A 23,098-nucleotide genomic window follows, 5' to 3' on the forward strand; every position below is an offset into this window, starting at 1 on the left:
TGGTGCGAAAACGCGGCCGCCCAACCGGCCCAGGGATATGAAATCCCTTCTTCAAGAGTCGGCACATTCGTTTGGTTCGAACATCTCCATGACCGCAGAACTATCCGCCGGCGCCACGGACCGCGCCGATGTGCCGGCCAGAGCCTTGCTCCTGCTGCCGCTGACGGTCGCCTGCGGCGTGTTCATGACCAGCCTCGACCAGAATGTCGTGGTGACCGCGCTGCCGGGCATCAGCGAAAGCCTCGGCCGTCCGCCCAGCCAGCTCGGCCTGCTGATCACCGTCTATGTCGCCAGCCTGATCATCTCGATGCCGCTTGGCGGCTGGGCTGCCGACCGCTTCGGCCTGCGCAACGTCTACTGCTTTGCCTTGCTGGTGTTCGCCGCCTCGTCGGCGCTTTGCGGGCTGTCCGACAACATCTGGACGCTGGTTGGTGCGCGTGCGTTGCAAGGCTTCGGCGGCGCCTTGATGGGCACACTCGGCCAGGTCGTCATCCTGTCGACTTTTCCGCGCAGCCGAACGCTCAAGATCAACATGTACATCTCGCTGGCCGGCCAGTCCGGCCCGCTGGTCGGTCCGCTCGTCGGCGGTGCGCTGACCACCTACATTTCCTGGCGCTGGATCTTCTTCATCAACGTGCCGTTCGCGCTGGCGGCGGCAATTCTTGCCGCCTCGCTGTTTCCGACGATGACCAAGCCCGTGCGCACGCCGTTCGATTTTCCGGGCTTCCTGCTGGTCGGCAGCGGCATGGTCCTGCTGGTCTTCGGCATGGATTCGCTTGCCGCCAAGGACGCCGCGGGCGGCATCATCGCCGGCGAACTGGCGCTGGCGCTCGTCATCCTGACCATCGCCTCGTTCTACTGCCTGCGCGTGCGCAATCCGCTGCTCGATCTCAAGCTGTTGCGCATCCGTACCTTCCGCATTTCGTTCCTCACCGGCGGCGGGCTGGACACGATCGGCCTTAGCTCGGTCGTCTTCCTGCTGCCGCTGATGTTCCAGCTCGGCTTCGGCATGAGCGCGGTGCAGGCGGGATCGCTGACCTTCGTCGCCGCGGTCGGCTCGGTGGCCATGCGGTTCTTCATGCCGCGTGTCCTCAACCGTTTCGGCTTTCGCCGCGTGCTGGTCTACAACACGCCCATCGTCGCCGCCCTGGTTGCCGGCTTCGCGCTGATGCAGGCGACGACGCCGGTGTGGATCGTGCTCACTTACATCTTCGTCTTCGGCGTCTTCCGCTCCGCGCAATGGGCCTCGACCGGCAACCTCGCCTATTCCGACATCGCGCCCGAGCAGCTCGCCCGTTTCAGCGCGCTCTATTACATATTATGGCAGCTGGCGGTGGCGATCAGCGTCGGCCTGGCCGCCGCGGCATTGTCGTTTCTGGCGGGCGGCGGCCCCGCCGTCGCCGACGATTTCCGCATCCTGTTCGTGATCGAGGGCGTCATCACGCTCTGCGCGCTGCTCGCCTATCTCAAGCTGACGCCCCAGGACGGCGCCCATGTCAGCGGCCACGGCGCACAGATGAACACGGAATGAGGCTGGCTGGCTTATTCGCTGAACGTCACCCACTCTTGCAGCGGCACGCGGTCGGTGCGGAAGGCGTTTTCAGGTTTTGACGTATCTTCATAACCAAGCGCCATGCCGCAGACGACGATCTCTTCGTCGGGAATGTCGAGCACCGGCCTGATCTGCCGGTGATAGGGCGCGAACGCCGCTTGCGGGCAGGTATGCAAACCCCTGCCCCGCGCCGCCACCATGATGTTCTGCAGGAACATGCCGTAGTCGATCCATGAGCCCTGGTTGAGGCGGCGATCGATGGTGAAGATCATGCCGACCGGCGCGTCGAAGAAGACGAAGTTGCGGTCGTGCTGGGCGCGCATCTTGTCGACCTCGCGGCGACCGATGCCGAGCGCGCCATAGAGGCCGAAACCGTTGGCGCGACGTCGCGTCAGGTACGGCTCGAAGAACTGCGTGGGATAATACCGGTACTCGTCCCAATCGGCTTTTTCGGCGCGAATGCCGGAATTGAGAATGGCGTCCGATATCCGCTGCTTGCTCTCGCCCTTGGTGACATAGACCTTCCATGGCTGCATGTTGGTGCCGGATGGGGCGCGCGCCGCAACCGCCAGAATGGCGCGGATGGTGTCGTCTTCGACCATGTCGGGCAGGAATGCGCGCACCGAACGGCGCGACAGGATCGCCTCGTCGACAATCTCGGCATCGCCCTCGATTCGGGGGTTATTTTCCAGCATGGGCCGTCCCTTACCCTTTGTCTCGATCGGACGTCCCCACTCGCCGCTCTCGGCGGAGCCTTTGCATGAACCGTCAAAATCGCGCAAGCAAATCTTGTGCATCCGTGAAAATCTGCTTGATTTTTTCATGAGTTTGATTTCTCATGAAATTTGCCGGTGATTTTTCATAAAGAGAGCGTTTTGCCTTTGACTACCGCAAGAACATTGCAGGGACCTGACGAACGCGTGCTGGCCGGCGACATCAGGGCCCTGCGCAAGGCGCGCGGGCTGACGCTCGCCGAGATCGGCCTGAAGCTAGGCCGTTCGGTCGGCTGGGTCAGCCAGGTCGAGCGTGGCCTGTCGACGCCGTCGCTCGGTGACCTCAGGGCCTTCGCCGAACTGTTCGGCGTGCCGATCAGCCTGTTCTTCAGCCATGACGTACCTGTCGAAAGCGAGCGCGGCGTGGTCGTGCGCGCCGGCAGGCGCCGCACGCTTGGCACAAGCGAATCCGGCCTGGTGGAGGAGCTTCTGTCGCCCGATCTCGGCGGTAGCTTCGAGATGGTGCGTTCGGTCTTCGCGCCGGGCGCGGAACTGAAGGCCGAGGCGCAGCGGCCGACCGAGGAAGCCGGATACGTCGCGTCCGGACTGTTCGACATCGAGATCGGAGGTGTCTGGCATCGGCTTGGCGAGGGCGACTCCTTTCGCTTCGAAGGCAAGCCCTACCGCTGGCGCAATCCGGGTGCCGAGCCGGCAATTGTCATCTGGGTGGTTTCACCACCCGTCTATTGAGTTCAAGTTTGGAGAAGAATATGGCGGGTTTGCCGAGCACGGCGCACGTGGTGATCATCGGAGGCGGCGCCGTCGGCACCTCCGCGCTCTATCATCTCGCCAAGGCGGGCTGGACCGACTGTGTGCTGCTTGAGAAGAACGAGCTGACCTCCGGCTCGACCTGGCATGCCGCCGGCAACGTGCCGACCTTCTCCTCGTCCTGGTCGCTGATGAACATGCAGCGCTATTCGACCGAGCTTTATCGCGGGCTGGCCGACGCGGTCGACTACCCCATGAACTATCACGTCACCGGCTCGCTTCGCCTTGCCCACTCGGTCGAGCGCATGCAGGAATTCCAGCGCGCCAAGGGCATGGGCCTCTACCAGGGTATGGACATAGACATTGTCGGTGTCGACGAGATCCAGCGTCGCTATCCCTTCATCGAGACGCATGAGCTGAAAGGCGCGCTCTACGACCCGAGCGACGGCGACATCGATCCGGCGCAACTCACCCAGGCGCTGGCCAAGGGTGCGCGCGACATGGGCGCAAAGATCATCCGCTTCTGCCCGGTCACAGGCGTGCGCCGCGAGAACGACGACTGGGTGGTCGAGACGGCACAGGGCGAGATCCGCTGCGAGATCGTCGTCAATGCCGCCGGCTACCGCGCCGCCGAAGTCGGCCGGATGTTCGGCCGCGACGTGCCGATGATGGTGATGAGCCATCAGTACATCCTGTTCGAGGAGATCCCCGAACTCGCGGCATGGTCGAAGGAACAAGGCAAGAAACTGCCGTTGCTGCGCGACGTCGACACCTCCTACTATCTGCGTCAGGAGAAGAACGGCATGAATCTCGGCCCCTATGAGCGCAATTGCCGCGCGCATTGGGCCAGCCACAATGACCCGATGCCGGAGGACTTTTCCTTCCAGCTGTTCCCCGACGATCTCGACCGGCTGGAACATTATCTGGCCGACGCCGTCGCCCGCGTGCCGATCCTTGGCACGGCCGGCCTGTCCAAGGTGATCAACGGGCCGATCCCCTACACGCCGGACGGCAATCCGCTGATCGGCCCGATGCCTGGCGTTCCCAATGCCTTCGAGGCCTGCGTCTTCACCTTCGGCATCGCCCAGGGTGGCGGCGCCGGCAAGGTGCTGGCCGAATGGGTGACCGAGGGCCGGACCGAATGGGACATGTGGTCGTGCGACCCGCGCCGCTTCACTTCCTATGCCGCGGCGCCGGACTATTGCGTCGCCAAGGGCATGGAGATCTACGGCAACGAATACGCCATCCAGTTCCCGCGCCATGCCTGGCCGGAAGGCCGCGACCGCAAGCTGTCGCCGATCCACGATCGCATCAAGGCGCTCGGTGGCCGCTTCGATGCCTATAATGGCTGGGAGCGCGCCACCTGGTACGCGCAGGACGGCGATGACATTTCCGAGGAAGCCACGCTGACCTTTCGCCGCGACGGGCCATGGCAGCATCGTGTGCGCGAAGAATGCCTGGCCGTGCGTGACGCTGCCGGCATTTTGGACCTGCCTGGGTTCTCGCGCTTCAATCTCGATGGTCCAGGTGCCGCCGAATGGCTGAGCCTGCAGGTCACCGGACTGGTGCCGAAGCCAGGCCGCATCGGTCTCGTCTATTTCGCCGACGACAAGGGCCGCATCGTCACTGAAATGTCCGTCGTGCGTCACGACGAGAACCTGATGACGCTGATCACCGCGGCGGTCGCGCAGTGGCATGATTTCGAATGGCTGAAGTCGCGCATGCCCAAGGACGCACCGTTCAAGCTGATCGACCGGACCGAGGAATTCTCGACCCAGATCCTGGCAGGCCCGAACTCGCGAAAAATCCTCGCCGATGTCTGCGAAGCCGACCTCACTCTGCCATGGCTGACGCATCAGGAGACGAAGATCGCCGGCCGCTGGGCCAAACTCGTGCGCGTCTCCTTCGCCGGCGAACTCGGCTGGGAAATCCACACCAGGATCGACGACACCGCCGCCATCTTCGATGCCGTCTGCGCCGCAGGCCAGCAGCACGGGCTGAAGCCTTTCGGCATGTACGCGCTGGATTCGCTCCGGCTTGAGAAAGGCTACCGCACCTGGAAGGGCGACCTGTCGACCGACTATTCGATCCTGCAGGGCGGGCTCGAACGCTTCGTCAAATGGGACAAGCCCGACTTCCGTGGCAAGGCGGCACTGCTGAAGGAAAAGCAGCAAGGCGTGAAGAAGCGCTTCGTCACGCTGGTGGTGGAAAACCCCGGCGATTGCGACGCTCCGTCAGTTTCTACACTCTGGCATGACGGCAAGATCGTCGGCGAGACGACGTCCGGCGGCTGGGGCCATCGCATCGACAAGTCGATCGCGCTCGGCATGCTGCGCGCCGACCTGGCCGAACCAGGTACATCAGTCGAGGTCGAAATCTTCGGTGACCGCTTTCAGGCAATCGTGCAGAAGGATGAACCGCTGTGGGATCCGAAGAACGAAAGGCTGCGCGCATGAAGAAAATCATCCTCACCGATGGCGGCATGGGCCAGGAACTGGTCCGCCGCAGCCAATCCGAGCCGACGCCGCTATGGTCGGCCAGGGTGCTGATCGACGAACCGGATCTGGTGCGCGACCTGCACGCGGAATTCATCCGTGCCGGCGCTCGTGTCATCACCATCAACACCTATTCTGCGACACCCGAACGCCTGGCGCGCGAAGGTGCGGAAGACCTCTTCAAGCCATTGCAGAAGCGCGGCATCGAATTGGCCAGGCAGGCCCGCGACGAGGCCGGCGATGCAGCCATCGCCGGTTGCCTGTCGCCGCTTTTCGGCAGCTATGCACCGGCACTGACCATTTCCTTCGAGGAGACGCTCGATATTTACCGCCGCATCGTTGCCGAGCAGGCCGATGGCGTTGACCTGTTCCTGTGTGAAACCATGGCGTCGGCGGACGAAGCCCGCGCAGCGGTCACCGCTGCATCGGAAAGCGGCAAGCCGGTATGGGTATCGTGGACGCTGGCTGACCACGGCAAGCCGCGGCTGCGCAGCGGCGAAGCCATTGCCACCGCGGCAAGCGCGCTCGACGGCCTGGCAGTCGCCGCGCGGCTGGTCAATTGCTGCCGGCCGGAAGCAATCGCCGCGGCTTTGCCTGAAATGATCGGCCTCGGCGGCCCGGTCGGCGCATATGCCAATGGCTTCACGTCAACCGAAGCACTTAAGCACGGCGGCACCGTCGATGTGCTGCACGCTCGTCACGACCTTGGCCCGGATGCCTATGCCGACCAGGCGATCGGCTGGGTGGAGGCTGGCGCAAGCATCGTTGGCGGCTGCTGCGAAGTCGGACCACCGCACATCGCCGCCCTGCGCGACCGGCTCGAACAGGCCGGCTACGAAATTTCGGGAGTTTTGCATGCCTAGACCATCATCGCGCATTTCCGGCATCGTGCCTTCGGGCAAGGACGGCTGGGAAGTCCATTTCGCCGCCTGGACGCGCAAGGAGGCCGGCGAAGACATCATCATGCTGTCGGTTGGCGACCATGATTTCGACACGCCTTCGCAGACCATCGAAGCCTGTGTGACCGCGGTTCGCGGCAGCAATCATCATTACACCCCGCTTCCCGGCTTGCCGCGCCTGCGCAAGGCGATGGCCGCGGCCTCGAGCGCCTGCACCGGCGTCGAGACATCGCCGGATCAGGTGATCGCCACGCCGGGCGGCCAGGCCGCACTCTACGCGGCCGTGCAGGGCGTGCTCGACCAAGGCGATCACGCCATCGTCGTGGCGCCCTATTATGCCACCTATCCCAACACGTTCAGCGCCGCTGGCGCTGATTTCACCGTCGTCGAGACACCGGCCGAGGATGGCTTCCAGCCGCGTGCCGACATGATCCGCGCGGCAATCCGGCCGAACACGCGCGCCATCCTGATCAACACGCCGAACAATCCGACCGGCGCGGTCTATTCGCGCGAGCGGCTGGAACGGTTGGCAGAAGTCTGCCGGGAGCACGACCTCTGGCTGCTGTCGGACGAAGTCTACTGGACGCTCGGCGGCGGCGAGCACGTCTCGCCGCGCTCGCTGCCAGGAATGGCCGAGCGCACGCTGGTCATCAATTCGATGTCCAAGAGCCACGGCATGACCGGCTGGCGCATGGGCTGGCTGACGGGACCGGAGCAGATGATCACGCTCATGATCAATCTCAATCTGGTGACGACCTACGGCCTGCCGGCCTTCATCTCGATCGCTTGTTCCGAGGCGCTGGAGAACCGTTACGGCGTCAAGGAGATCGCCGAACGCTACGCGGCACGCCGCACCGTCTTGCTCGACGCCGTGCGGGGCATGAACGATGTCACCGTGCGCGGTTCGGAGGGCGGCATGTATATCATGCTCGACATCTCGGTCGTCGAGCCGGACGACGAGAAATTCGCCTGGGCCCTGCTCGACAAGGAAAAGGTCGGCGTGATGCCCGGCTCCAGCTTCGGCGAGGCGGCCGCCGGCCACATTCGCATCAGCCTCTGCCAACCCGAACCCGTGCTGCAGGAGGCAGCACGTCGGCTGCGCCGCTTTGCTTCCAGCTACCGTCGCGAGGCAGCATGATCGCCAAGGCAGTTCCCGCCAAAGCAAGAGCGGTCATCGTCGGCGGCGGCGTTTCCGGCTGTTCGGTCGCCTATCACCTGGCCAAGCTTGGCTGGACCGACATCGTGCTTCTCGAACGCAAGCGGCTGACGTCGGGCACGACATGGCATGCTGCCGGCCTGATCGGCCAGCTGCGCGGTTCGCAGAACATGACGCGGCTGGCGAAATATTCCGCCGACCTCTACGTCAAGCTGGAAGCAGAGACCGAAGTCGGCACCGGCATGCGCCAGGTCGGTTCGATCACCGTGGCGCTGACCGAGGAGCGCAAGCACGAGATCTACAGGCAAGCGTCGCTGGCGCGTGCCTTCGATGTCGACGTGCGCGAGATTTCGCCCAGGGAAGTCAGCGAGATGTACCCGCATCTCAATGTTTCCGATGTCGTCGGCGCCGTGCATCTGCCGCTCGACGGCCAGTGCGACCCCGCCAACATCGCCATGGCACTGGCCAAGGGCGCGCGCCAGCGCGGTGCGACCATCGTCGAGAACGTCAAGGTCACCAAGGTCCACAGCAAGGCCGGCCGCGTCACGGGCGTGTCCTGGACACAAGGCGAAGAGCAAGGCACGATCGAGGCCGACATCGTCGTCAACTGCGCCGGCATGTGGGCGCGCGAACTGGGAGCGCAGAACGGCGTCACCATCCCGCTGCACGCCTGCGAGCATTTTTACCTCGTCACCGAGCCGATCCCCGGCCTCACCCGCCTGCCGGTGCTGCGTGTGCCCGACGAGTGTGCCTACTACAAGGAGGACGCCGGCAAGATGATGCTGGGCGCTTTCGAGCCGGTGGCAAAGCCCTGGGGCATGGACGGCATCCGTGAAGATTTCTGCTTCGACCAACTGCCGGAGGATATGGAGCATTTCGAGCCGATCCTCGAAATGGGCGTCAACCGCATGCCGATGCTGGCGACCGCCGGCATCCACACCTTCTTCAATGGTCCCGAGAGTTTTACGCCCGACGACCGCTACTATCTCGGCGAGGCGCCGGAACTGTCCGGCTACTGGATGGCGACCGGCTACAACTCGATCGGCATCGTCTCCTCCGGCGGCGCCGGCATGGCGCTGGCGCAGTGGATCAATGACGGCGAAGCGCCCTTCGACCTGTGGGAAGTAGACATCCGCCGCGCCCAGCCGTTCCAGAAGAACCGCCGCTATTTGAAGGAGCGCGTCTCTGAAACGCTTGGCCTGCTCTATGCCGATCATTTCCCCTATCGTCAGATGGCGACGTCGCGCAATGTCAGGCGCTCGCCGCTGCACGAGCATCTGAAGGCGCGCGGCGCTGTCTTCGGCGAAGTCGCCGGCTGGGAGCGCGCCAACTGGTTCGCCCGCGAGGGCCAGGAGCGCGAATACCGCTATTCCTGGAAGCGCCAGAACTGGTTCGACAACCAGCGCGAGGAACACCTTGCGGTCAGGAATGGCGTCGGCCTGTTCGACATGACCTCGTTCGGCAAGATCCGTGTCGAGGGCCGCGACGCCTGTGCTTTCCTGCAAAGACTATGCGCCAATGACATGGATGTCGCGCCGGGCAAGATCGTCTACACCCAGATGCTCAACCAGCGCGGCGGCATCGAGAGTGACCTGACGGTCTCGCGGTTGTCCGAGACGGCGTTCTTTCTCGTCGTCCCAGGCGCCACGCTGCAGCGCGATCTGGCTTGGCTGCGCAAGCACGTCGCCGACGAGTTCGTCGTCGTCACCGACGTAACGGCGGCCGAAAGCGTGCTCTGCCTGATGGGCCCGGACGCGAGAAAGCTGATCCAGAAGGTCAGCCCGAACGATTTCTCCAATGAGAAAAATCCGTTCGGCACGTTCCAGGAGATCGAAATCGGCATGGGCCTGGCCCGCGCCCACCGCGTCACCTATGTCGGCGAACTCGGCTGGGAGCTCTATGTCTCGACCGACCAGGCGGCCCATGTCTTCGAGGTGGTCGAGGAGGCAGGTGTGGATGTCGGCCTGAAACTCTGCGGCCTGCACACGCTGGATTCCTGCCGCATCGAAAAAGCGTTCCGGCATTTCGGCCATGACATCACCGACGAGGACAATGTGCTGGAAGCCGGCCTCGGCTTCGCAGTGAAGACCGCCAAGGGCGACTTCATCGGCCGTGATGCGGTGCTGCGCAAGAAGGAAGCCGGCCTGTCACGCCGGCTCGTACAGTTCCGGCTGAAGGATCCGGAACCCCTGCTCTTCCATAACGAGGCGATCCTGCGCGACGGTAAGATCGTTGGTCCGATAACGTCTGGCAATTACGGCCATCACCTCGGCGGCGCAGTCGGGCTGGGCTATGTGCCTTGCGAGGGCGAGAGCGAGGCGGATGTGCTGGCGTCGTCCTATGAGATCGAAATCGCCGGCGAGCGTTTTGCGGCGGAAGCCTCGCTGAAGCCGATGTACGATCCGAAATCGGAGCGGACGAGGATGTAGTGCCTTTTCGCCTCCCCCTTTGTGGGGGAAGGAAGGAAAGTCGCCCTCTCAAAACCTTTCCAGCTTCCCTCGCACCTTCGCCAGAAACGCCGCCCTTGTCGCCGGTGTCGAGGCATCCATCAAATAGTGCGCCAAGAAAAAGGTCCGGCAGCGCGTGGCACACAGCGCCCGCATGCCGCGCAGCAGGGTCTTGCGTCCCGGCTGGCCGACGACCACGCTCCACCAGGTCGGGGCGCCGCAGGTGGTGATGACGCCGACCTTGGTTACATGCGTCATCAGCGACTTGATCCGTCCCTTGCCGGCCGGCAGCTTGAAGGCGACGTCCGTTGCCCACACCCGGTCGAGCCAGCCCTTCAGCATCGCCGGCAGTCCGTACCACCAGGTCGGATAGACGAACAGGATCGCTTCGGCCCAGTTGAGCAGTTCGAAATGCGGCTTCAGTGCCGGGTCCTGCGGCGCCTGGTCATTGTAGGAGCGCCGCTCGCCGCAGCCCATCACCGGGTCGAATTTCTCCGCATAGAGGTCGAGCAGCCGCACCTCCCAGCCTCGTCGCATCAGCACGTCGATGGCAGTGTCGCGGATGGCGGCGCAAAAGCTCTCGGGTACCGGATGGCAGTAGACCACCAGCGCGCGCATCAGAAGGCATCCATGCTGGCCGCGACCTTGGTCGTGAAAGCCTTGCGCGAGCCGTCGGTAGACAGGTTCATCGCGTAGTGCGCGAGGTAGGTCACCGGCGCGCCCGGTTTGACGGTGGCGCGCAGCATCCGCTTGATCAGCCTGCGCGGCGGATCGCCCATCAGCAGGGCGCGGAACCGGCTGCCGCCGTAGGTGGTCACCGCCGCAACCTTGCGAATGTTGTGCAGCGACGGCTGCGCCTTGCCGTCGACCAATTTGAACGACACGCCGGGCAAGAACACGCGATCGAAAAAGCCTTTCAGGATCGCTAGAAAGCCATAATTCCAGACGGGATAGGAAAGCACCAGCGCATCGGCGCGCAGCAGGCGCTCGACATAAGGCGCGACAGCGTCGGCGGGGCCACGTGGGTTGTGGTAGTCCAGCCGCTCCTGGCGCGTCAGTCGCGGATCGAAACCCTCGGCATAGAGATCGCAGTCGTCGACCGTATGGCCCGCCACCGTCAGGCGCTCGACGATCATCCGGTGCAGGCCGGCATTGAAGCTGGTCTCGACCGGATGGGCGTAGAGGACGAGGATGTTCATCATCCTACCTTCTGCAGCCCCTTGAACAAAAAAGTCCGCCCGGAACGGTAGTCGTAGTCGGGGTTTTCCCAGGCGATCATCTTGCCGGGGTTGAGGAGCCCTTGCGGATCGGTCTGGCGCTTGAAGGCGAGTTGCACCGCGTCGGTCTGCTTCATGCCGCCCTCTTCCAGCGTGTAGCGATGCGGGTTGAAGATCGGGCAACCGTTCGCTTCATGCAGGCGCACGATCTCGTCGAGCCGCGCCTCGGTCGTGAACTTGACCAGCGGCAGGCCGAAGCAGGTAATGTTGCCGTCCAGCCGCACGAATTCGAGATGCGAGAAAACCTCGCCCGGAAACATCGCATCCATCTTCTCGACAAGCGCCAGCTGGTTGGGAAAGGGATAGAGCGACTGCAGATAGGTGATCGAAGGGTCGACGCGCAGCGCCCTCAGCGTGGTGTGGTTCCAAGCCAATTCATAGGCCGGCGGCAGGCCTTTTTTCTCATCCGGCGTCGCCGTGGCCGCATTGTAGATCACCTCGCCGCCGGCACGCCGGGTGAAGGCAAGAAAAGCGTCCAGCCCATGCTGCGCCACCATGACGACGCAAATGCTCTGCCCGTCGCTCAGGAAATTCTGGTGCCGCTTGAAATAGAGCTGCGGCACGGGTGCCGCTATCGGCGTGATCAGCTTGGTCAGGATGCCGTCCTGACACGCCAGCGCATTGCCATAGCGGGCCGCATCCATGAAAGCGTCGAAGCCGACAATGACGTCGATCCAGTCATAAGCCGCGGTCAGCGGCATCTCGACTTCCGATATGATGCCGTTGGTGCCGTAGGCATGGGTCACCTTGTGCAGATCCGCGCCGGTGAGCTCGAGCGCTTTCGGCTCGGCCTCCATGGTCACCACGCGCAGCCGAAGCACATTGCCGAAATCGCGCAACCCGCCGAAATTGATCGAGCCGACGCCGCCCGAACCGCCAGCGATGAAGCCGCCAATCGAGGCTGTGTTGTAGGTGGAGGGCGATAGCCGCAGTTCCTGCCCGGAATGCGCCCGCGTTGCCTTGTCGATATCGGCCAGGATCGCCCCCGGCCCGGTCACGACGCGACCCGGAGCGATCGACTTGATCTCGTTCATCTCGGCAAGGTTGAGCACGACGCCGCCGGAGAGCGGCATCGCCTGGCCGTAATTACCGGTGCCGCTGCCGCGCGGTGTCACCGGCACGCCATGACGATGACAGGCGGCAAGCACGCGGATCAGTTCGGCCTCGTTCTTCGGCGTCACGATCAGGTCGCCGGTGACATGGTCGAGCTGCTGCTTCAGCACCGGGCTGTACCAGTAGAAGTCACGGCTCTTCTGCTGGACGATGGCCGGATTGTCGTCGACCTTCAGGCCTTCGAGATCGCGTTTGAGCGCCGAAACATCCATCATTCCACCATCAGTTCGTCGAGTTCGGCATAATCTGGCAATTGGCGGTCGATCACCTTGCCGCCGCGCACCACGATGCGATCCGATTCGGGCCGCGACAGCAATTCCGTCCAGCTTCGGCCTTTGAACACGATGAAATCGGCATCACCGCCGGCAGCCAGCGTGCCGAAGCCATCAAACCGCATCACCTTGGCCGGCGTCGCGGTGACCGCTTGCGGCCAGTCGGCGACCGGATGATCGAAATGCAGGATGCGCGTCGCCATGCGGTAGACCTCCAGCATGTCGAGATCGCCATAGGCATAGAAGGGATCACGCGTGTTGTCGGAAGCAACCGCCACCGGAATGCCCCTCGCATTCATCTCGTGCAGCAGCGTCACGCCACGCCAGCGTGGCGTGGTGCCGTCGGCGCGCCGGTCCTGCAGATAGAGATTGCACATCGGCAGCGAGACGACGGCGAGCCCCGCTCTCGCCACCTTGTCCAGCGTGTCGAGCACGTCGAGATCCGGCTGGCGCGCCAGCGAGCAGCAATGGCCGACGAGGATCTTTCCTTCGAAACCGTTCCACAGAGCGGCCTCGGCGATCTTCTTCAGCGATATGGCGGAAATGTCGTTGGTCTCGTCGGCATGGAAATCGAGATCGAGGCCATGCTTGATGGCCTGCGCGAAGACGTGGTCGAGCAGCTCTTCGAGGTCCGGCGCCATATAGGTGACGACACCGAGCACGCCCTTTGCCGCGGCAACCCTCTTTGCCAGCCTGTCGAACCACTTTTTGTCGCGCACGCCTTCGATGCCGAGCAGGCAGGCGCCCTGCAACTCGATGCGGCCGCGCCATTCCTCGCGCATCGCCTCGAACACCGGCCAGGAGATTTCCTCCTGCGGCGCGACGCTGTCGATGTGGGTGCGCAGCGCCCTTGTGCCATGGGCGTAGGCGCAGCGCAGCGAGAAATCCATCCGCCGCGCCAAATCCTCGGCGCTCCAGCGTGCCACACGATCGGCACCGGCGGCATTCAGCGCGCCCATGAACGTGCCGTCGGGATTGGGCTTTCGCGGCCAGATATGGCCCTTGTCGATATGCGTGTGGCAGTCGACGAAGCACGGTAGGATTATACGGCCGCCCAGGTCGACCGCATCAGCGGATCGGCCATGCGCGGTGATGCTGGAAATCTTCCCGTCGGCCACAGCGATGTCGGCAAGCCCGAAGCCGTCAGCATCGAAGGGCGCGGAAAGGCCTGGCGTCAGTGAGCGATGAAGGCGAACATTGGCGAGATGGTAAGAGCCGGAGGTTGGTATCAAGCGTTGCCCTCCTCTGCCCTGCCGGGCATCTCCCCCTCAAGGGGGGAGATTGGCAGCGTCCGTGCCGGCTCATTTTTTTCAATGTTGGAGATTGGCGAAGATCGTGACAGCGGCCAATCTCCCCACTTGAGGGGGAGATGTCCGGCAGGACAGAGGGGGGCGCCTCGCACCAACATATCAATCACGTCACACACCCTAGCGCTCCTGCTTCAGCGCGCTTTCATGCCAGCGCCGCAAGATGAGATGCGATATCAGCGACAGCACGAGGAAGATTAAAATGCCGGTCAGCGAGATCAGGAACAGCGCCGCGAACAGCCGCGGCGCGTTGAGCCGGTAGCCGGCCTCGATGATGCGCGAGGCAAGGCCGGACGACTGGCCGGTGGTACCGGCGACGAACTCGGCCACCACGGCGCCGATCAGCGACAGGCCGCCGGCGATCTTCAACCCGCCGAGGAAATAGGGCATCGCCGCCGGCAGCCTGAGATAGCGCAATTGCTGCCATCGCGTCGCGCCGTTGAGCTTGAACATGTCGCGCAGATTGCGGTCGACGGAGTTGAGGCCAAGCGTGGTGTTGGACAGGATCGGAAAGAAGGCGACGATCCAGGCGCACAGCAGAAGCTTGGTCGTCTGGTCGTTCACATAGATGTTGATCAGCGGAAAGATCGCCACGATCGGCGTCACCTGCAGCACGATGGCGAAGGGGAAGAACGACATCTCGACCCATTTCGACTGCGCGAACAGCACCGCCAGCCCGACCCCGCCTATGACCGCCAGAGCCAAGCTGAGAAAGGTGATGCGCAAGGTGACCAGCAGCGAGGAAAACAGCAGGCCGGCATCGTTGTAGAGCGTCCACAGCACCACGCCGGGACGCGGCAGGATATATTGCGGGATCTCGTTCCACACGCAGATGCGATCCCACAGCCAGATCGCCAGGATCATGATCGCCAGCGGCAGCACCCAGCGGCCGATCCGTTCGAACCGCGCCTGGCGCACGCGGCGTGCTTCCTCGGGATCGAGTTGGAGCATCCGCTCGTCAATGACCGTCATAATGCGCGCCTGCTGTTGAGTTGATGGCCTTGACCAGCACGTCGGAGGCCTGACGGCACAGTGCCGCATAGTCTGGCGAGGTGCGAAACGCCTCGTCACGCGGATAGGAGGCCTCGATGGCGAGTTCGTCGAACACCCTGCCCGGCCGCGCCGCCATGACGACGACGCGGTTGGACAGGAACACGCTTTCGAAGACACTGTGGGTGACGAAGACGACGGTGAACCGTTCGTCCTGCCACAGTTCCAGGAGATCGTTGTTGAGCTTGAAGCGGGTGATCTCGTCGAGTGCCGCGAACGGTTCGTCCATCAGCAGCACGCGCGGTTTGGTCACCATGGCGCGCGCTATGGATACGCGCATCTTCATGCCGCCTGACAGTTCGCGCGGCACCGCGTTTTCGAAGCCGGTCAGGTGAACCCGCGCCAACATCTCCGTTACCGCCGGTGTCGCCTTGGCGCGCGAAATGCCTTTCAGCCGAAGCGGTAGCCAGACATTGTCGAAAACATTGGCCCAGGGCAGCAGCGTCGGCTCCTGGAAGACGAAGCCGATGTTCGAGCGGTCGAGCGAGCCGCCACCGCGCCAATCGAGCACGCCGGAAGTTGGCGTCGACAGGCCGGCGATCAGCCGCAGCGCCGTCGACTTGCCGCAACCCGACGGCCCGAGCAGGCTGACGAAATCGCCTTCCCGGATGGTCAGGTCGACGTCGCTGAGCGCCGTCACGCCGTTGGAGAACACCTTGCCGACGCCCTTCAGCGCCAGGAGCGTCGGGGCCGCACCCGACGCAGCCGGCGCTTGCGCCACTTTTTCCCTTATCATTCCGGGGCGGCCTATTTCTTCAGCTCGAGCCCGACGCCTTTGTTGATGAAGGTCAGCGTGTAGGCCTTCTTGATGTCGATGCCGGCTGGCGTGACCTTGGCCTTGACCATCTTGTCGTAGAAACTCTTGATCCGCGCGTCGGTCATGGCGCCGATGCCGAGCTTTTCGGTGTCGCCGGAATCGGCCAGGCCGAACTTCTTCATCTGCTCGATCGAGAACGCGATCTGCTCGTCGCTCATGTCGGGATTGTCTTTCTTGATCATGTCGTTGGCGGCTTTGTTGTCGCCGTAGAGATATTTGTACCAGCCCTTGGCCGAGCCATCGACGAAGCACTGGACCACCTCCGGCTTCTTGTCGATCGTGTCCTGCATCACCTCGATCGTCGTCGAATAAGTGTCCCAGCCATAGTCGGCGAGCAGGAACTGGTTCGGCACGAAGCCGCCTTCCTTCTGGACCGCGAACGGCTCTGAGGTGACGTAGCCCTGCTGGATCGACTTCTTGTTGGCGAGGAAGGGAGCGGTGTTGTAGGTGTAGGGCGCGCGTTTGGAGGCGTCGAAGCCGAGTTCGATGACCATCCACTGGAAGAAGGTCTGCACGCCCTCGTCGCCCAATATGTACTGGTCGGCGTTCTTCAGGTCCTCCCATTTGTCGAGCCCCTCGCCGGGGTGGGACATGATGACCTGCGGGTCCTTCTGGAAATCCGCCGCCACCACGCGCATCGGTATGCCTTGCTGGACCGCATCGAAGGCCGACAGCAGATTGCCGCCCATGTAGAAATCGATCTTGCCGGCCAGCAGCATCGGCCGGCCGCTGACTTGCGGACCGCCCTGCATGATGGTGACGTCGAGGCCACAGGCGGCGTAGGTGCCGTCCGCCACGGACTGGTAATATCCGCCATGTTCCGGCTCGGCCAACCAGTTGGTGCCGAAGGTGACTTTCTCATTCGCAGCCGCACCCAGCGTGCTGGCTGTAAGCAGGGCCACAACCGCCACCGAGATCTTCTGTTTTCCGTACATCGACACCACCCTCTGTTTGCTCCGGCGCGCCACGCGCCAGGCTCGACACCAAAGATTCAAGAAGCAAGACACATGCCACCGGCGTCTGGCGCCGGGACCGCCCGCTTGAAAGACGTTGCCATGCCAAGCGCGAACGGGTCATGCTGTACGGAAGGCATCGTGCCTATTTTTTGAACGGCTGTCCACAATCGCCCGGGCAACATGCACCGCCATCTTGAAGGTGTAATGAGTCCGGCTTTAGGTGGCGGCATCCAGGAGATTGCCATGTTCAAATTCCTCACCCCGAAGTCCATCAAGCCGCCCTTTGCCCGCTATAGTCACGGCGTCGAGGTGCCGGCCGGCAAGCGGCTTGTGCTGTGCTCGGGCCAGGTCGCCATCACCGCCGACGACCTGATTCCCGAAGACGCCGGAGCGCAGGCCGAACTCTGCTTTCAAAACATCGCGGCGATTCTCGGCGAAGCCGGCCTGGGTCTCAGGGATATCGTGCGCATCAACGCCTATGTCACCGACCGCGCGCATCTGCGGCCCTATATGGACGTCCGCGACCGGCTGTTTTCGAGCCCCGCGCCAGCGTCGACATTGATGATTGTTTCCGGCTTTGCCCGGCCCGAATTCAAGGTCGAAATCGAGGCCATCGCGGCGGGGTGATCGACAGGCCGCCCGTCCCGCGCTAGGTCTGCCTGAGCATTGAAGAGGCATGACATGACCGTACCCAAAAGACGCGTGTGGTGGGGCGACTACCGGACCACCGAATACGCCTCGATCGATCCCGAGGCGACCATCGCCGTGCTGCCAGTGGCGGCGATCGAGCAGCATGGGCCGCATCTGCCTGTTTCGACCGACACGTCGATCATGAACGGCATGCTCGACACGGTCATTTCGCGCCTGCCCGACGATCTCGACATCCGCATCCTGCCGGTGCAGGCCGTGGGCAAGTCCAACGAACACCTGCATGCGCCGGGCACCCTCACTCTGCCGGCAACCACGCTGATCGAAGCCTGGACCGAGCTTGGCCTGTCGATCGCGCGCGCCGGTGTGCGCAAGCTGATCGTGGTCAATTCGCATGGCGGCAACGAGGAGATCATGGGCATCGTCACGCGCGAATTGCGCGTGCGCGAAAAGATGCTGGCGGTGAAGACCAGCTGGCAGCGTTTTGGCCGTCCGGCCGGCATGTATACCGAACTGGAGGACCGTCACGGCATCCATGGCGGCGATGTCGAGACCTCGCTGATGCTGCATTTCCGGCCGGACCTCGTGGACATGGGCAAATCAGACAATTTCGTTTCCAATGTCGCCAAGGCCGAAAAGGAATTTTCGCTGCTGCGCCACACCGGCACCCACGCCTTCGCCTGGATCGCCAGCGATCTCAACCCGAACGGCGTCGTCGGCGACGCCAGCATCGCGACGGCGGAGAAGGGCCGGCTGACGGCAGAATATCAGGCCGACGGCTTCATCAGCCTGCTGCAAGATGTGCGCAAGGCGAAGCTCGCGGAGTGGTTGACGTAGCCTCCAAACCAGTGGCAAGCGCTGTCATCGCTATTCCAGGTCCTCTTGAACAAACGAGGCGATGGAGGAGGCGGATCAGACGAACAACGATATGGGGGCAAAGCTAGCTGTCGATCCTCAGCGCAAAGGGCGTGCCTTCAAAGGCGTCCGCGCCGCGCCCGATCGATTCGATCGCCTCGACCATGCGGCCGTTGCGCTCAAGCAACGCATCGGCCACGGCGATCAGTCGCGGATTGGGCGTTGCCGAAGGCGACAGCGCCCGCAGCGTCCGCGCCAATTCGGCCTCGTCACGCTTCGGCGCCAGTGCTGCCGCGATGATAAAGGCCGAAGCCGTCGAGCGGCTGATGCCGGCATAGCAATGCACGAGCATCGGCCTTGCCCGGTCCCACCGGCGCGCGAAATCGAGCAGATTGCGGACATGGTCTTCGCCCGGCATGGTCATGCCGTCCTGCGCCACCGCGATGTCGTGCATGACCAGATGCAGGTGGTTTTCCCTCGAGATCGAGGCCGGCCGCACCACCTCCGTTCCGGCGGCGAGCAGCGAAAGCATGCGGTCGGCGCCGGTCCTGGCCACCGTTTCCTCGATCTTTGCCAGCGAGCAGACATGGATCATTGTTTGGAACCCTTCGATTGATGCTTGCGCCGCGACGCCCATTCGGCAAGTGCGGATTCGAGCCGCTGCCATTCCTCCTCACTGCCCGGCAGGCCGGCGCGCAGAACGTCAGGCCGGTCGGCAAAATGGCGAAGCAGGATGCCGCGCTCGCCGAGCGCTGCAAACAAATCGGCGGCATTGGTCAGACTGAGGAAACGATACAGTGTGGTTCCGCCCGCAACAGGAACGCCGAAGCGGCCGAAAAGCGCATCGAGACGCGCCGATGCATCGGTTAGAGATGCCCGCATCTGGTCCTGCCAGCCGATGTCGGCAAGCGCGCAGACGCCATATTCCAGCGCCGGGCCGGCGACGGCCCATGGTCCGAACTGCGTATCCAGCCGGTCGACCGTCGCAGTATCGGAAAGTGCAAAGCCGAGCCGCAGCCCGGCCAGGCCAAAGAACTTGCCGAACGAGCGCAGCACGACGAGGCCGCCCTGACCGACATCGCCCGCGAGGCTGTGCTGACGCGGGCCGACATCCATGAACGCCTCGTCGACGACCAGCAGTCCGCCCTTGGCGCGCAATCCGGCGGCCAGAGCCAGCAACCGGTCGCGCTCTATGACACGTCCATCCGGATTGTTCGGATTGACGATGATGACGAGGTCGGCGTCCGCCAACGCTTCGAAATTATCGACCTCGGTCACCTGATGCCCGGCGATCGCGGCAGCGCGGGCATGTTCGGCGTAGGTCGGACCCAGCACCAACGCCTTGCCGGGCGAAATGAGCGACGCAACGCGCGGCAACAGGATCTGTGTGCCCGGCGCCGCCACGACGTTGGCTGGCGACGGCGCGCCGTAGGTGCTGGCCGCGATCTCTGTCAGGTCGCGTGTGCGCGCGGCTTCCGGCAACCGCGACAGCGAGGTGGCGGGCAGGTCGAAAAGCGGATAGGAGTGCGGATTGATACCGGTCGAGAGGTCGACGAAAGGCAGAAGGGCGTTGGGGAAAAGCACCCTCGCGCGGCCAAGACTTCCACCATGGTCCACAACCGCCCCATTAAGAAGCTTCATGTCAGTCCTGATCGCTTTCCTGTCATTGGTCGTCGAATTCGCCCTCGGTTACCCCGACTGGCTGTTTCGCGCCATCGGCCATCCGGTGACGTGGTTCGGCAGGCTGATATCCTTTCTCGACCGCAGGCTCAACCGCGCCACTGATCCCGACGCGCTGCGTCGCAAGCGCGGTGTCCAGGCGCTGCTGGTCATCGTGCTGGTGCCGGCGGTGATCGGCTTCAGCGTACAGATCCTGTTCTGGTTCGTTCCCATGGGCCTGGTCATCACGGCCCTTCTGGCAACGTCGCTGCTGTCGCAGAAGAGCCTCTATGAGCATGTCGAGGCGGTGGCTGACGCCCTCGACACCGGCGGCCTCGCCTTGGCCCGCCTTGCCGTTTCGCGGATCGTCGGTCGCGACCCTGAAACGCTCGACAGGGCCGGTGTCTGCCGCGCGGCGATCGAGAGCCTGGCCGAGAACTTTTCCGACGGCATCGTCGCCCCTGCCTTCTGGACCGGCGTCGGCGGCCTGGCCGGCGGCGCCGCCTACAAGGCCGCCAACACCGCCGATTCGATGATCGGCCACCGCACCCCGCGCCACGAGGCGTTCGGCTGGGCGGCGGCGCGCTTCGACGACTGGATCAACCTGCCGGCGTCGCGGCTGACGGCGCTTCTGATCGTGCTGGCGGCGTTCTTCGTCAAAGGCGCTGATGCGAAAAAAGCCTGGCATGCGGTGCGGCGCGACGCGAAAAAACACCGCTCACCCAATGCCGGCTGGCCGGAAGCGGCGATGGCCGGTGCGCTCGGCCTGGCGCTCGCCGGCCCGCGCTTCTATGGCGGCGTGCTGGTCGACGACGTCTTCATGGGCGAAGGTGGGCGGCGTGAAGCCGACAGCCTCGACATCAGGCAGGCGCTGAAACTCTATCGCGTCGCCGACTATCTGCTGATCGCTCTGTTCGGGTTGGTTTCGGTCGTTGTCATCGTTGTGACCTAACCTCACCCTCCCCCGTCTGGGGAGGTTGAGGAACACTCAGAACTCGATCCCCTGCTGCGCTTTCACGCCGGCGGAAAAATGATGCTTGGTCACGCTCATTTCGGTGACGAGGTCTGCGGCCTCGACCAGCGCCGGCTTGGCGTTGCGGCCGGTGACAGCGACATGCAGGCCCTCGCGCCGCGCTTTTAGCGCGCCAACCACTCTGTCGAGATCGAGATAGTCGTAGCGCAGCGCAATGTTCAATTCGTCGAGCACCAGCAGGCTGATCGACGGATCGGCCATCAGTTCGAGCACCTTGGCCCAGGCGGCTTCGGCGGCAGCGATGTCGCGCTTCAGATCCTGGGTTTCCCAGGTGAACCCCTCGCCCATCGCGTGCCACACGACACGGTCGCCGAAGGCGGCGAAGGCGTCCTTCTCGCCGGTGTGCCACTTGCCCTTGATGAACTGGACGACACCGACGCGCTTGCCGTAGCCGAGCATCCGCAGCGCCAGCCCGAAGGCGGCCGTGGTCTTGCCTTTGCCCGGGCCGGTGTTGACGATGAGCAATCCCTTCTCGACCGTCTTGCTCGCCACCTCGGCATCCTGCACCGCCTTGCGCTTGGCCATCTTGGCGCGGTGGCGCTCTTCGTCCTTATTGTCGATATCGGTCATATCATTTCACCTTGAGCGGCAGCCCCGCCACCATCAGCAGCACCGTATCGGCAATCGCCGCGACCTGCTGGTTGAGCCGGCCGGCGGCATCGCGAAAGCGGCGCGCCAGTGCATTGTCCGGCACGATGCCTTGGCCGACTTCATTGGACACCACGAACCAGGGTCCGCGCGGCCGCGACAGCACCTGCGCCAACCGCCGGCATTCCAGCTCGAAATCGTGTTCGGCCAGCATATGGTTGGTCAGCCACAGCGTCAGGCAGTCGACAAGCACCGGCCGATCGTCCGGCAAGGCGGCAAGCGCGTCGGCGAGGTCGAGCGGTGCGTCGATGGTCGTCCAGCCTTCGCCGCGCCGCGACCGGTGCAACGCGATGCGCTCACGCATCTCGTCATCATAGGCTTGCGCCGTGGCGATATAGGTCCAGGGCGGCGGCAAGGCGGTCGCCAAAATTTCGGCGCGCGCGCTCTTGCCGGAGCGCGCACCGCCGATGAGGAAGGTCAGTGTCTTGCGATCAGGCAAAGCTGTCGCGCAGGCTGGTCGCGGTGCCGGTGAAGCGGCCGCGCACCACGCCGACAACCGCGCCGAGCACCAGCCAGAACACCAGATTGGTCACGGTCACCGCCACCACGAACTGGTGATGCAGCCCTTCCGGAATCGCCGTCTCGTAACTGTCGGGCTGCGGTGCCCCGACAACATGCGGTGCGACGATCAAAAGGACGGCAAGGATCGCCAGCGGCAGCGACTTGCGGAACGCGATCAGGCCGAGACCGGCAGCGGTTGCCGCCACCGTTGCCCACCACCAGATCTGGCGCTGGGTGAGATCGGCGGCCGGCATGGCCGGCAGTTCCGGCGGCAGGCCGAGGCCCGGCGCCAGCGTGAACACGGCAAAGCCGGCCAAGCCCCAGAACACGCCCTGGCGCCAACCACCGATACCGCCGGCGAATTCGGAAACCGCGACCAGGATCAACCCGAAGCCGATGCCGGTGACGATGTTGGCAAGCACGCTGAAGGCGAAACGCTCGAAACCGTCTGCCGGCGCCCAGCCCTCGTCTTCCGCCGCAGCAGTCGCTTCGGCAGGGGCCGGAGCGGCTGCGCTCATGGCATTGCTATTCGCTGCTGCCGGAGCGGCATGGTCATGGTGATGCCCGCCGCCCGCCTGTTCGTAGACTTCCGCCTTCAGGATCAGCGGCACGGTCGCATAGGCCTGCATGCAGGCAAGAACGACGCCGGCCACGAGCCCTGCGATCGCCGCGATGAACACGACGTTGCGAAACAGGTTCATGATGTCAGCCCCTCGTCAGTGGCAGGGAAATGCCATCGAATGGCGATAGTCGTGAGCCGCATTGTGGACCGCATCGATATGCGAGAAGCCGACAAAGCCCATCACGAAAATGCCGAGCAGCGCGGCGAGCGCGAGCTGCATGAAGCGCGACTGCGAGGAGACGGAAGCGCCGAGGGAGACGGAAGCGGTAGTCATGTCTTGTCCTTTCGCCCTCCACCCGAGGGCATCGAA

At 63.8% G+C, this 23,098-nt stretch carries 23 protein-coding genes; 9 read left to right on the forward strand and 14 right to left on the reverse strand.

Annotated elements, in window-relative coordinates; genetic code table 11:
* Positions 1 to 88: 88 nt before the first annotated feature.
* Positions 89 to 1,531: an MFS transporter gene (locus AC0L2D_RS01385; protein WP_027160524.1), complete on the forward strand. Its 1,443-nt coding sequence runs from the start codon at positions 89 to 91 to the stop codon at positions 1,529 to 1,531.
* An 11-nt stretch (positions 1,532 to 1,542) separates the two neighbouring features.
* On the opposite strand, the gene AC0L2D_RS01390 is transcribed toward AC0L2D_RS01385, so the two are convergent.
* Positions 1,543 to 2,247, reverse strand: a complete 705-nt coding sequence (locus AC0L2D_RS01390) for a nitroreductase (RefSeq protein ID WP_063170259.1) — start codon at positions 2,245 to 2,247, stop codon at positions 1,543 to 1,545.
* 225 nt (positions 2,248 to 2,472) lie between these two features.
* Between AC0L2D_RS01390 and AC0L2D_RS01395 the strand changes: the two genes are divergently transcribed.
* From AC0L2D_RS01395 to AC0L2D_RS01415, 5 genes are read left to right on the forward strand one after another with little or no spacing between them, the layout of a single operon-like run.
* Positions 2,473 to 3,015, forward strand: a complete 543-nt coding sequence (locus tag AC0L2D_RS01395; RefSeq protein WP_032807957.1) for a helix-turn-helix domain-containing protein — start codon at positions 2,473 to 2,475, stop codon at positions 3,013 to 3,015.
* A gap of 20 nt (positions 3,016 to 3,035) precedes the next feature.
* Positions 3,036 to 5,489 (forward strand): GcvT family protein, encoded by a 2,454-nt coding sequence (locus AC0L2D_RS01400; RefSeq protein ID WP_473540175.1) that lies wholly within the window; start codon positions 3,036 to 3,038, stop codon positions 5,487 to 5,489.
* Positions 5,486 to 6,391: a homocysteine S-methyltransferase family protein gene (locus tag AC0L2D_RS01405; protein WP_473540176.1), complete on the forward strand. Its 906-nt coding sequence runs from the start codon at positions 5,486 to 5,488 to the stop codon at positions 6,389 to 6,391. Before AC0L2D_RS01400 ends, AC0L2D_RS01405 begins: the two co-directional genes overlap by 4 nt.
* On the forward strand, positions 6,384 to 7,565 hold the full coding sequence (locus AC0L2D_RS01410; RefSeq protein WP_473540178.1) for a pyridoxal phosphate-dependent aminotransferase: 1,182 nt from the start codon (positions 6,384 to 6,386) through the stop codon (positions 7,563 to 7,565). The genes AC0L2D_RS01405 and AC0L2D_RS01410 overlap by 8 nt, the downstream gene beginning before the upstream one ends.
* Complete coding sequence (locus tag AC0L2D_RS01415; RefSeq protein WP_473540179.1) at positions 7,562 to 10,012, forward strand: GcvT family protein; 2,451 nt, start codon at positions 7,562 to 7,564, stop codon at positions 10,010 to 10,012. Before AC0L2D_RS01410 ends, AC0L2D_RS01415 begins: the two co-directional genes overlap by 4 nt.
* Positions 10,013 to 10,060: 48 nt before the next feature.
* Here the strand turns inward: AC0L2D_RS01415 and AC0L2D_RS01420 are convergent, their stop codons facing one another.
* From AC0L2D_RS01420 to AC0L2D_RS01450, 7 genes are all read right to left on the reverse strand, one after another.
* Entirely contained in the window at positions 10,061 to 10,648 is a 588-nt protein-coding gene (locus AC0L2D_RS01420) for an NAD(P)H-dependent oxidoreductase (protein ID WP_064993738.1), read from the reverse strand.
* A complete protein-coding gene (locus AC0L2D_RS01425) occupies positions 10,648 to 11,229 on the reverse strand; it encodes an NAD(P)H-dependent oxidoreductase (protein WP_473540180.1) in 582 nt (193 codons plus the stop codon). Before AC0L2D_RS01425 ends, AC0L2D_RS01420 begins: the two co-directional genes overlap by 1 nt.
* The gene (locus tag AC0L2D_RS01430) at positions 11,229 to 12,632 is read right to left on the reverse strand and encodes an FAD-binding oxidoreductase (protein WP_473540328.1); all 1,404 of its coding nucleotides are present in this window, start codon (positions 12,630 to 12,632) and stop codon (positions 11,229 to 11,231) included. Before AC0L2D_RS01430 ends, AC0L2D_RS01425 begins: the two co-directional genes overlap by 1 nt.
* A complete protein-coding gene (locus AC0L2D_RS01435; protein ID WP_473540181.1) occupies positions 12,632 to 13,924 on the reverse strand; it encodes a cytosine deaminase in 1,293 nt (430 codons plus the stop codon). The genes AC0L2D_RS01430 and AC0L2D_RS01435 overlap by 1 nt, the downstream gene beginning before the upstream one ends.
* A 195-nt stretch (positions 13,925 to 14,119) precedes the next feature.
* On the reverse strand, positions 14,120 to 14,971 hold the full coding sequence (locus AC0L2D_RS01440) for an ABC transporter permease (protein WP_063172405.1): 852 nt from the start codon (positions 14,969 to 14,971) through the stop codon (positions 14,120 to 14,122).
* Positions 14,958 to 15,785: an ABC transporter ATP-binding protein gene (locus AC0L2D_RS01445; protein WP_064993741.1), complete on the reverse strand. Its 828-nt coding sequence runs from the start codon at positions 15,783 to 15,785 to the stop codon at positions 14,958 to 14,960. Before AC0L2D_RS01445 ends, AC0L2D_RS01440 begins: the two co-directional genes overlap by 14 nt.
* Positions 15,786 to 15,796: 11 nt before the next feature.
* Positions 15,797 to 16,801 carry an ABC transporter substrate-binding protein gene (locus tag AC0L2D_RS01450; protein WP_063172407.1) on the reverse strand — a complete coding sequence of 335 codons (1,005 nt, stop codon included), beginning with the start codon at positions 16,799 to 16,801 and terminating at the stop codon, positions 15,797 to 15,799.
* A 264-nt stretch (positions 16,802 to 17,065) separates the two neighbouring features.
* On the opposite strand from AC0L2D_RS01450, the gene AC0L2D_RS01455 reads away from it, so the two are divergent.
* Positions 17,066 to 17,449, forward strand: a complete 384-nt coding sequence (locus tag AC0L2D_RS01455) for a RidA family protein (RefSeq protein ID WP_024501344.1) — start codon at positions 17,066 to 17,068, stop codon at positions 17,447 to 17,449.
* A 54-nt stretch (positions 17,450 to 17,503) separates the two neighbouring features.
* Positions 17,504 to 18,307 (forward strand): creatininase family protein, encoded by an 804-nt coding sequence (locus tag AC0L2D_RS01460; RefSeq protein WP_063168225.1) that lies wholly within the window; start codon positions 17,504 to 17,506, stop codon positions 18,305 to 18,307.
* A 103-nt stretch (positions 18,308 to 18,410) separates the two neighbouring features.
* Here the strand turns inward: AC0L2D_RS01460 and AC0L2D_RS01465 are convergent, their stop codons facing one another.
* Together AC0L2D_RS01465 and cobD are read right to left on the reverse strand one after the other, a co-directional pair.
* Complete coding sequence (locus AC0L2D_RS01465; protein ID WP_063172408.1) at positions 18,411 to 18,920, reverse strand: tyrosine phosphatase family protein; 510 nt, start codon at positions 18,918 to 18,920, stop codon at positions 18,411 to 18,413.
* A complete protein-coding gene (gene cobD / locus AC0L2D_RS01470; protein WP_473540182.1) occupies positions 18,917 to 19,966 on the reverse strand; it encodes a threonine-phosphate decarboxylase CobD in 1,050 nt (349 codons plus the stop codon). Before cobD ends, AC0L2D_RS01465 begins: the two co-directional genes overlap by 4 nt.
* On the opposite strand from cobD, the gene cbiB reads away from it, so the two are divergent.
* On the forward strand, positions 19,965 to 20,936 hold the full coding sequence (gene cbiB, locus AC0L2D_RS01475) for an adenosylcobinamide-phosphate synthase CbiB (RefSeq protein WP_473540183.1): 972 nt from the start codon (positions 19,965 to 19,967) through the stop codon (positions 20,934 to 20,936). The genes cobD and cbiB overlap by 2 nt on opposite strands.
* A gap of 36 nt (positions 20,937 to 20,972) precedes the next feature.
* Here the strand turns inward: cbiB and cobO are convergent, their stop codons facing one another.
* From cobO to AC0L2D_RS01495, 4 genes are read right to left on the reverse strand one after another with little or no spacing between them, the layout of a single operon-like run.
* Complete coding sequence (cobO, locus tag AC0L2D_RS01480) at positions 20,973 to 21,587, reverse strand: cob(I)yrinic acid a,c-diamide adenosyltransferase (protein ID WP_473540184.1); 615 nt, start codon at positions 21,585 to 21,587, stop codon at positions 20,973 to 20,975.
* 1 nt (position 21,588) lies between these two features.
* Positions 21,589 to 22,104, reverse strand: coding sequence for a bifunctional adenosylcobinamide kinase/adenosylcobinamide-phosphate guanylyltransferase (gene cobU / locus AC0L2D_RS01485; RefSeq protein WP_473540185.1), 516 nt, complete (start codon positions 22,102 to 22,104; stop codon positions 21,589 to 21,591).
* Positions 22,097 to 22,867 (reverse strand): CbtA family protein, encoded by a 771-nt coding sequence (locus tag AC0L2D_RS01490; protein ID WP_024501349.1) that lies wholly within the window; start codon positions 22,865 to 22,867, stop codon positions 22,097 to 22,099. Before AC0L2D_RS01490 ends, cobU begins: the two co-directional genes overlap by 8 nt.
* Positions 22,868 to 22,882: 15 nt before the next feature.
* The gene (locus tag AC0L2D_RS01495) at positions 22,883 to 23,062 is read right to left on the reverse strand and encodes a CbtB domain-containing protein (RefSeq protein WP_013531117.1); all 180 of its coding nucleotides are present in this window, start codon (positions 23,060 to 23,062) and stop codon (positions 22,883 to 22,885) included.
* Positions 23,063 to 23,098 lie beyond the last annotated feature (36 nt).

The sequence above is a fragment of the Mesorhizobium sp. WSM4833 genome, assembly GCF_055811095.1.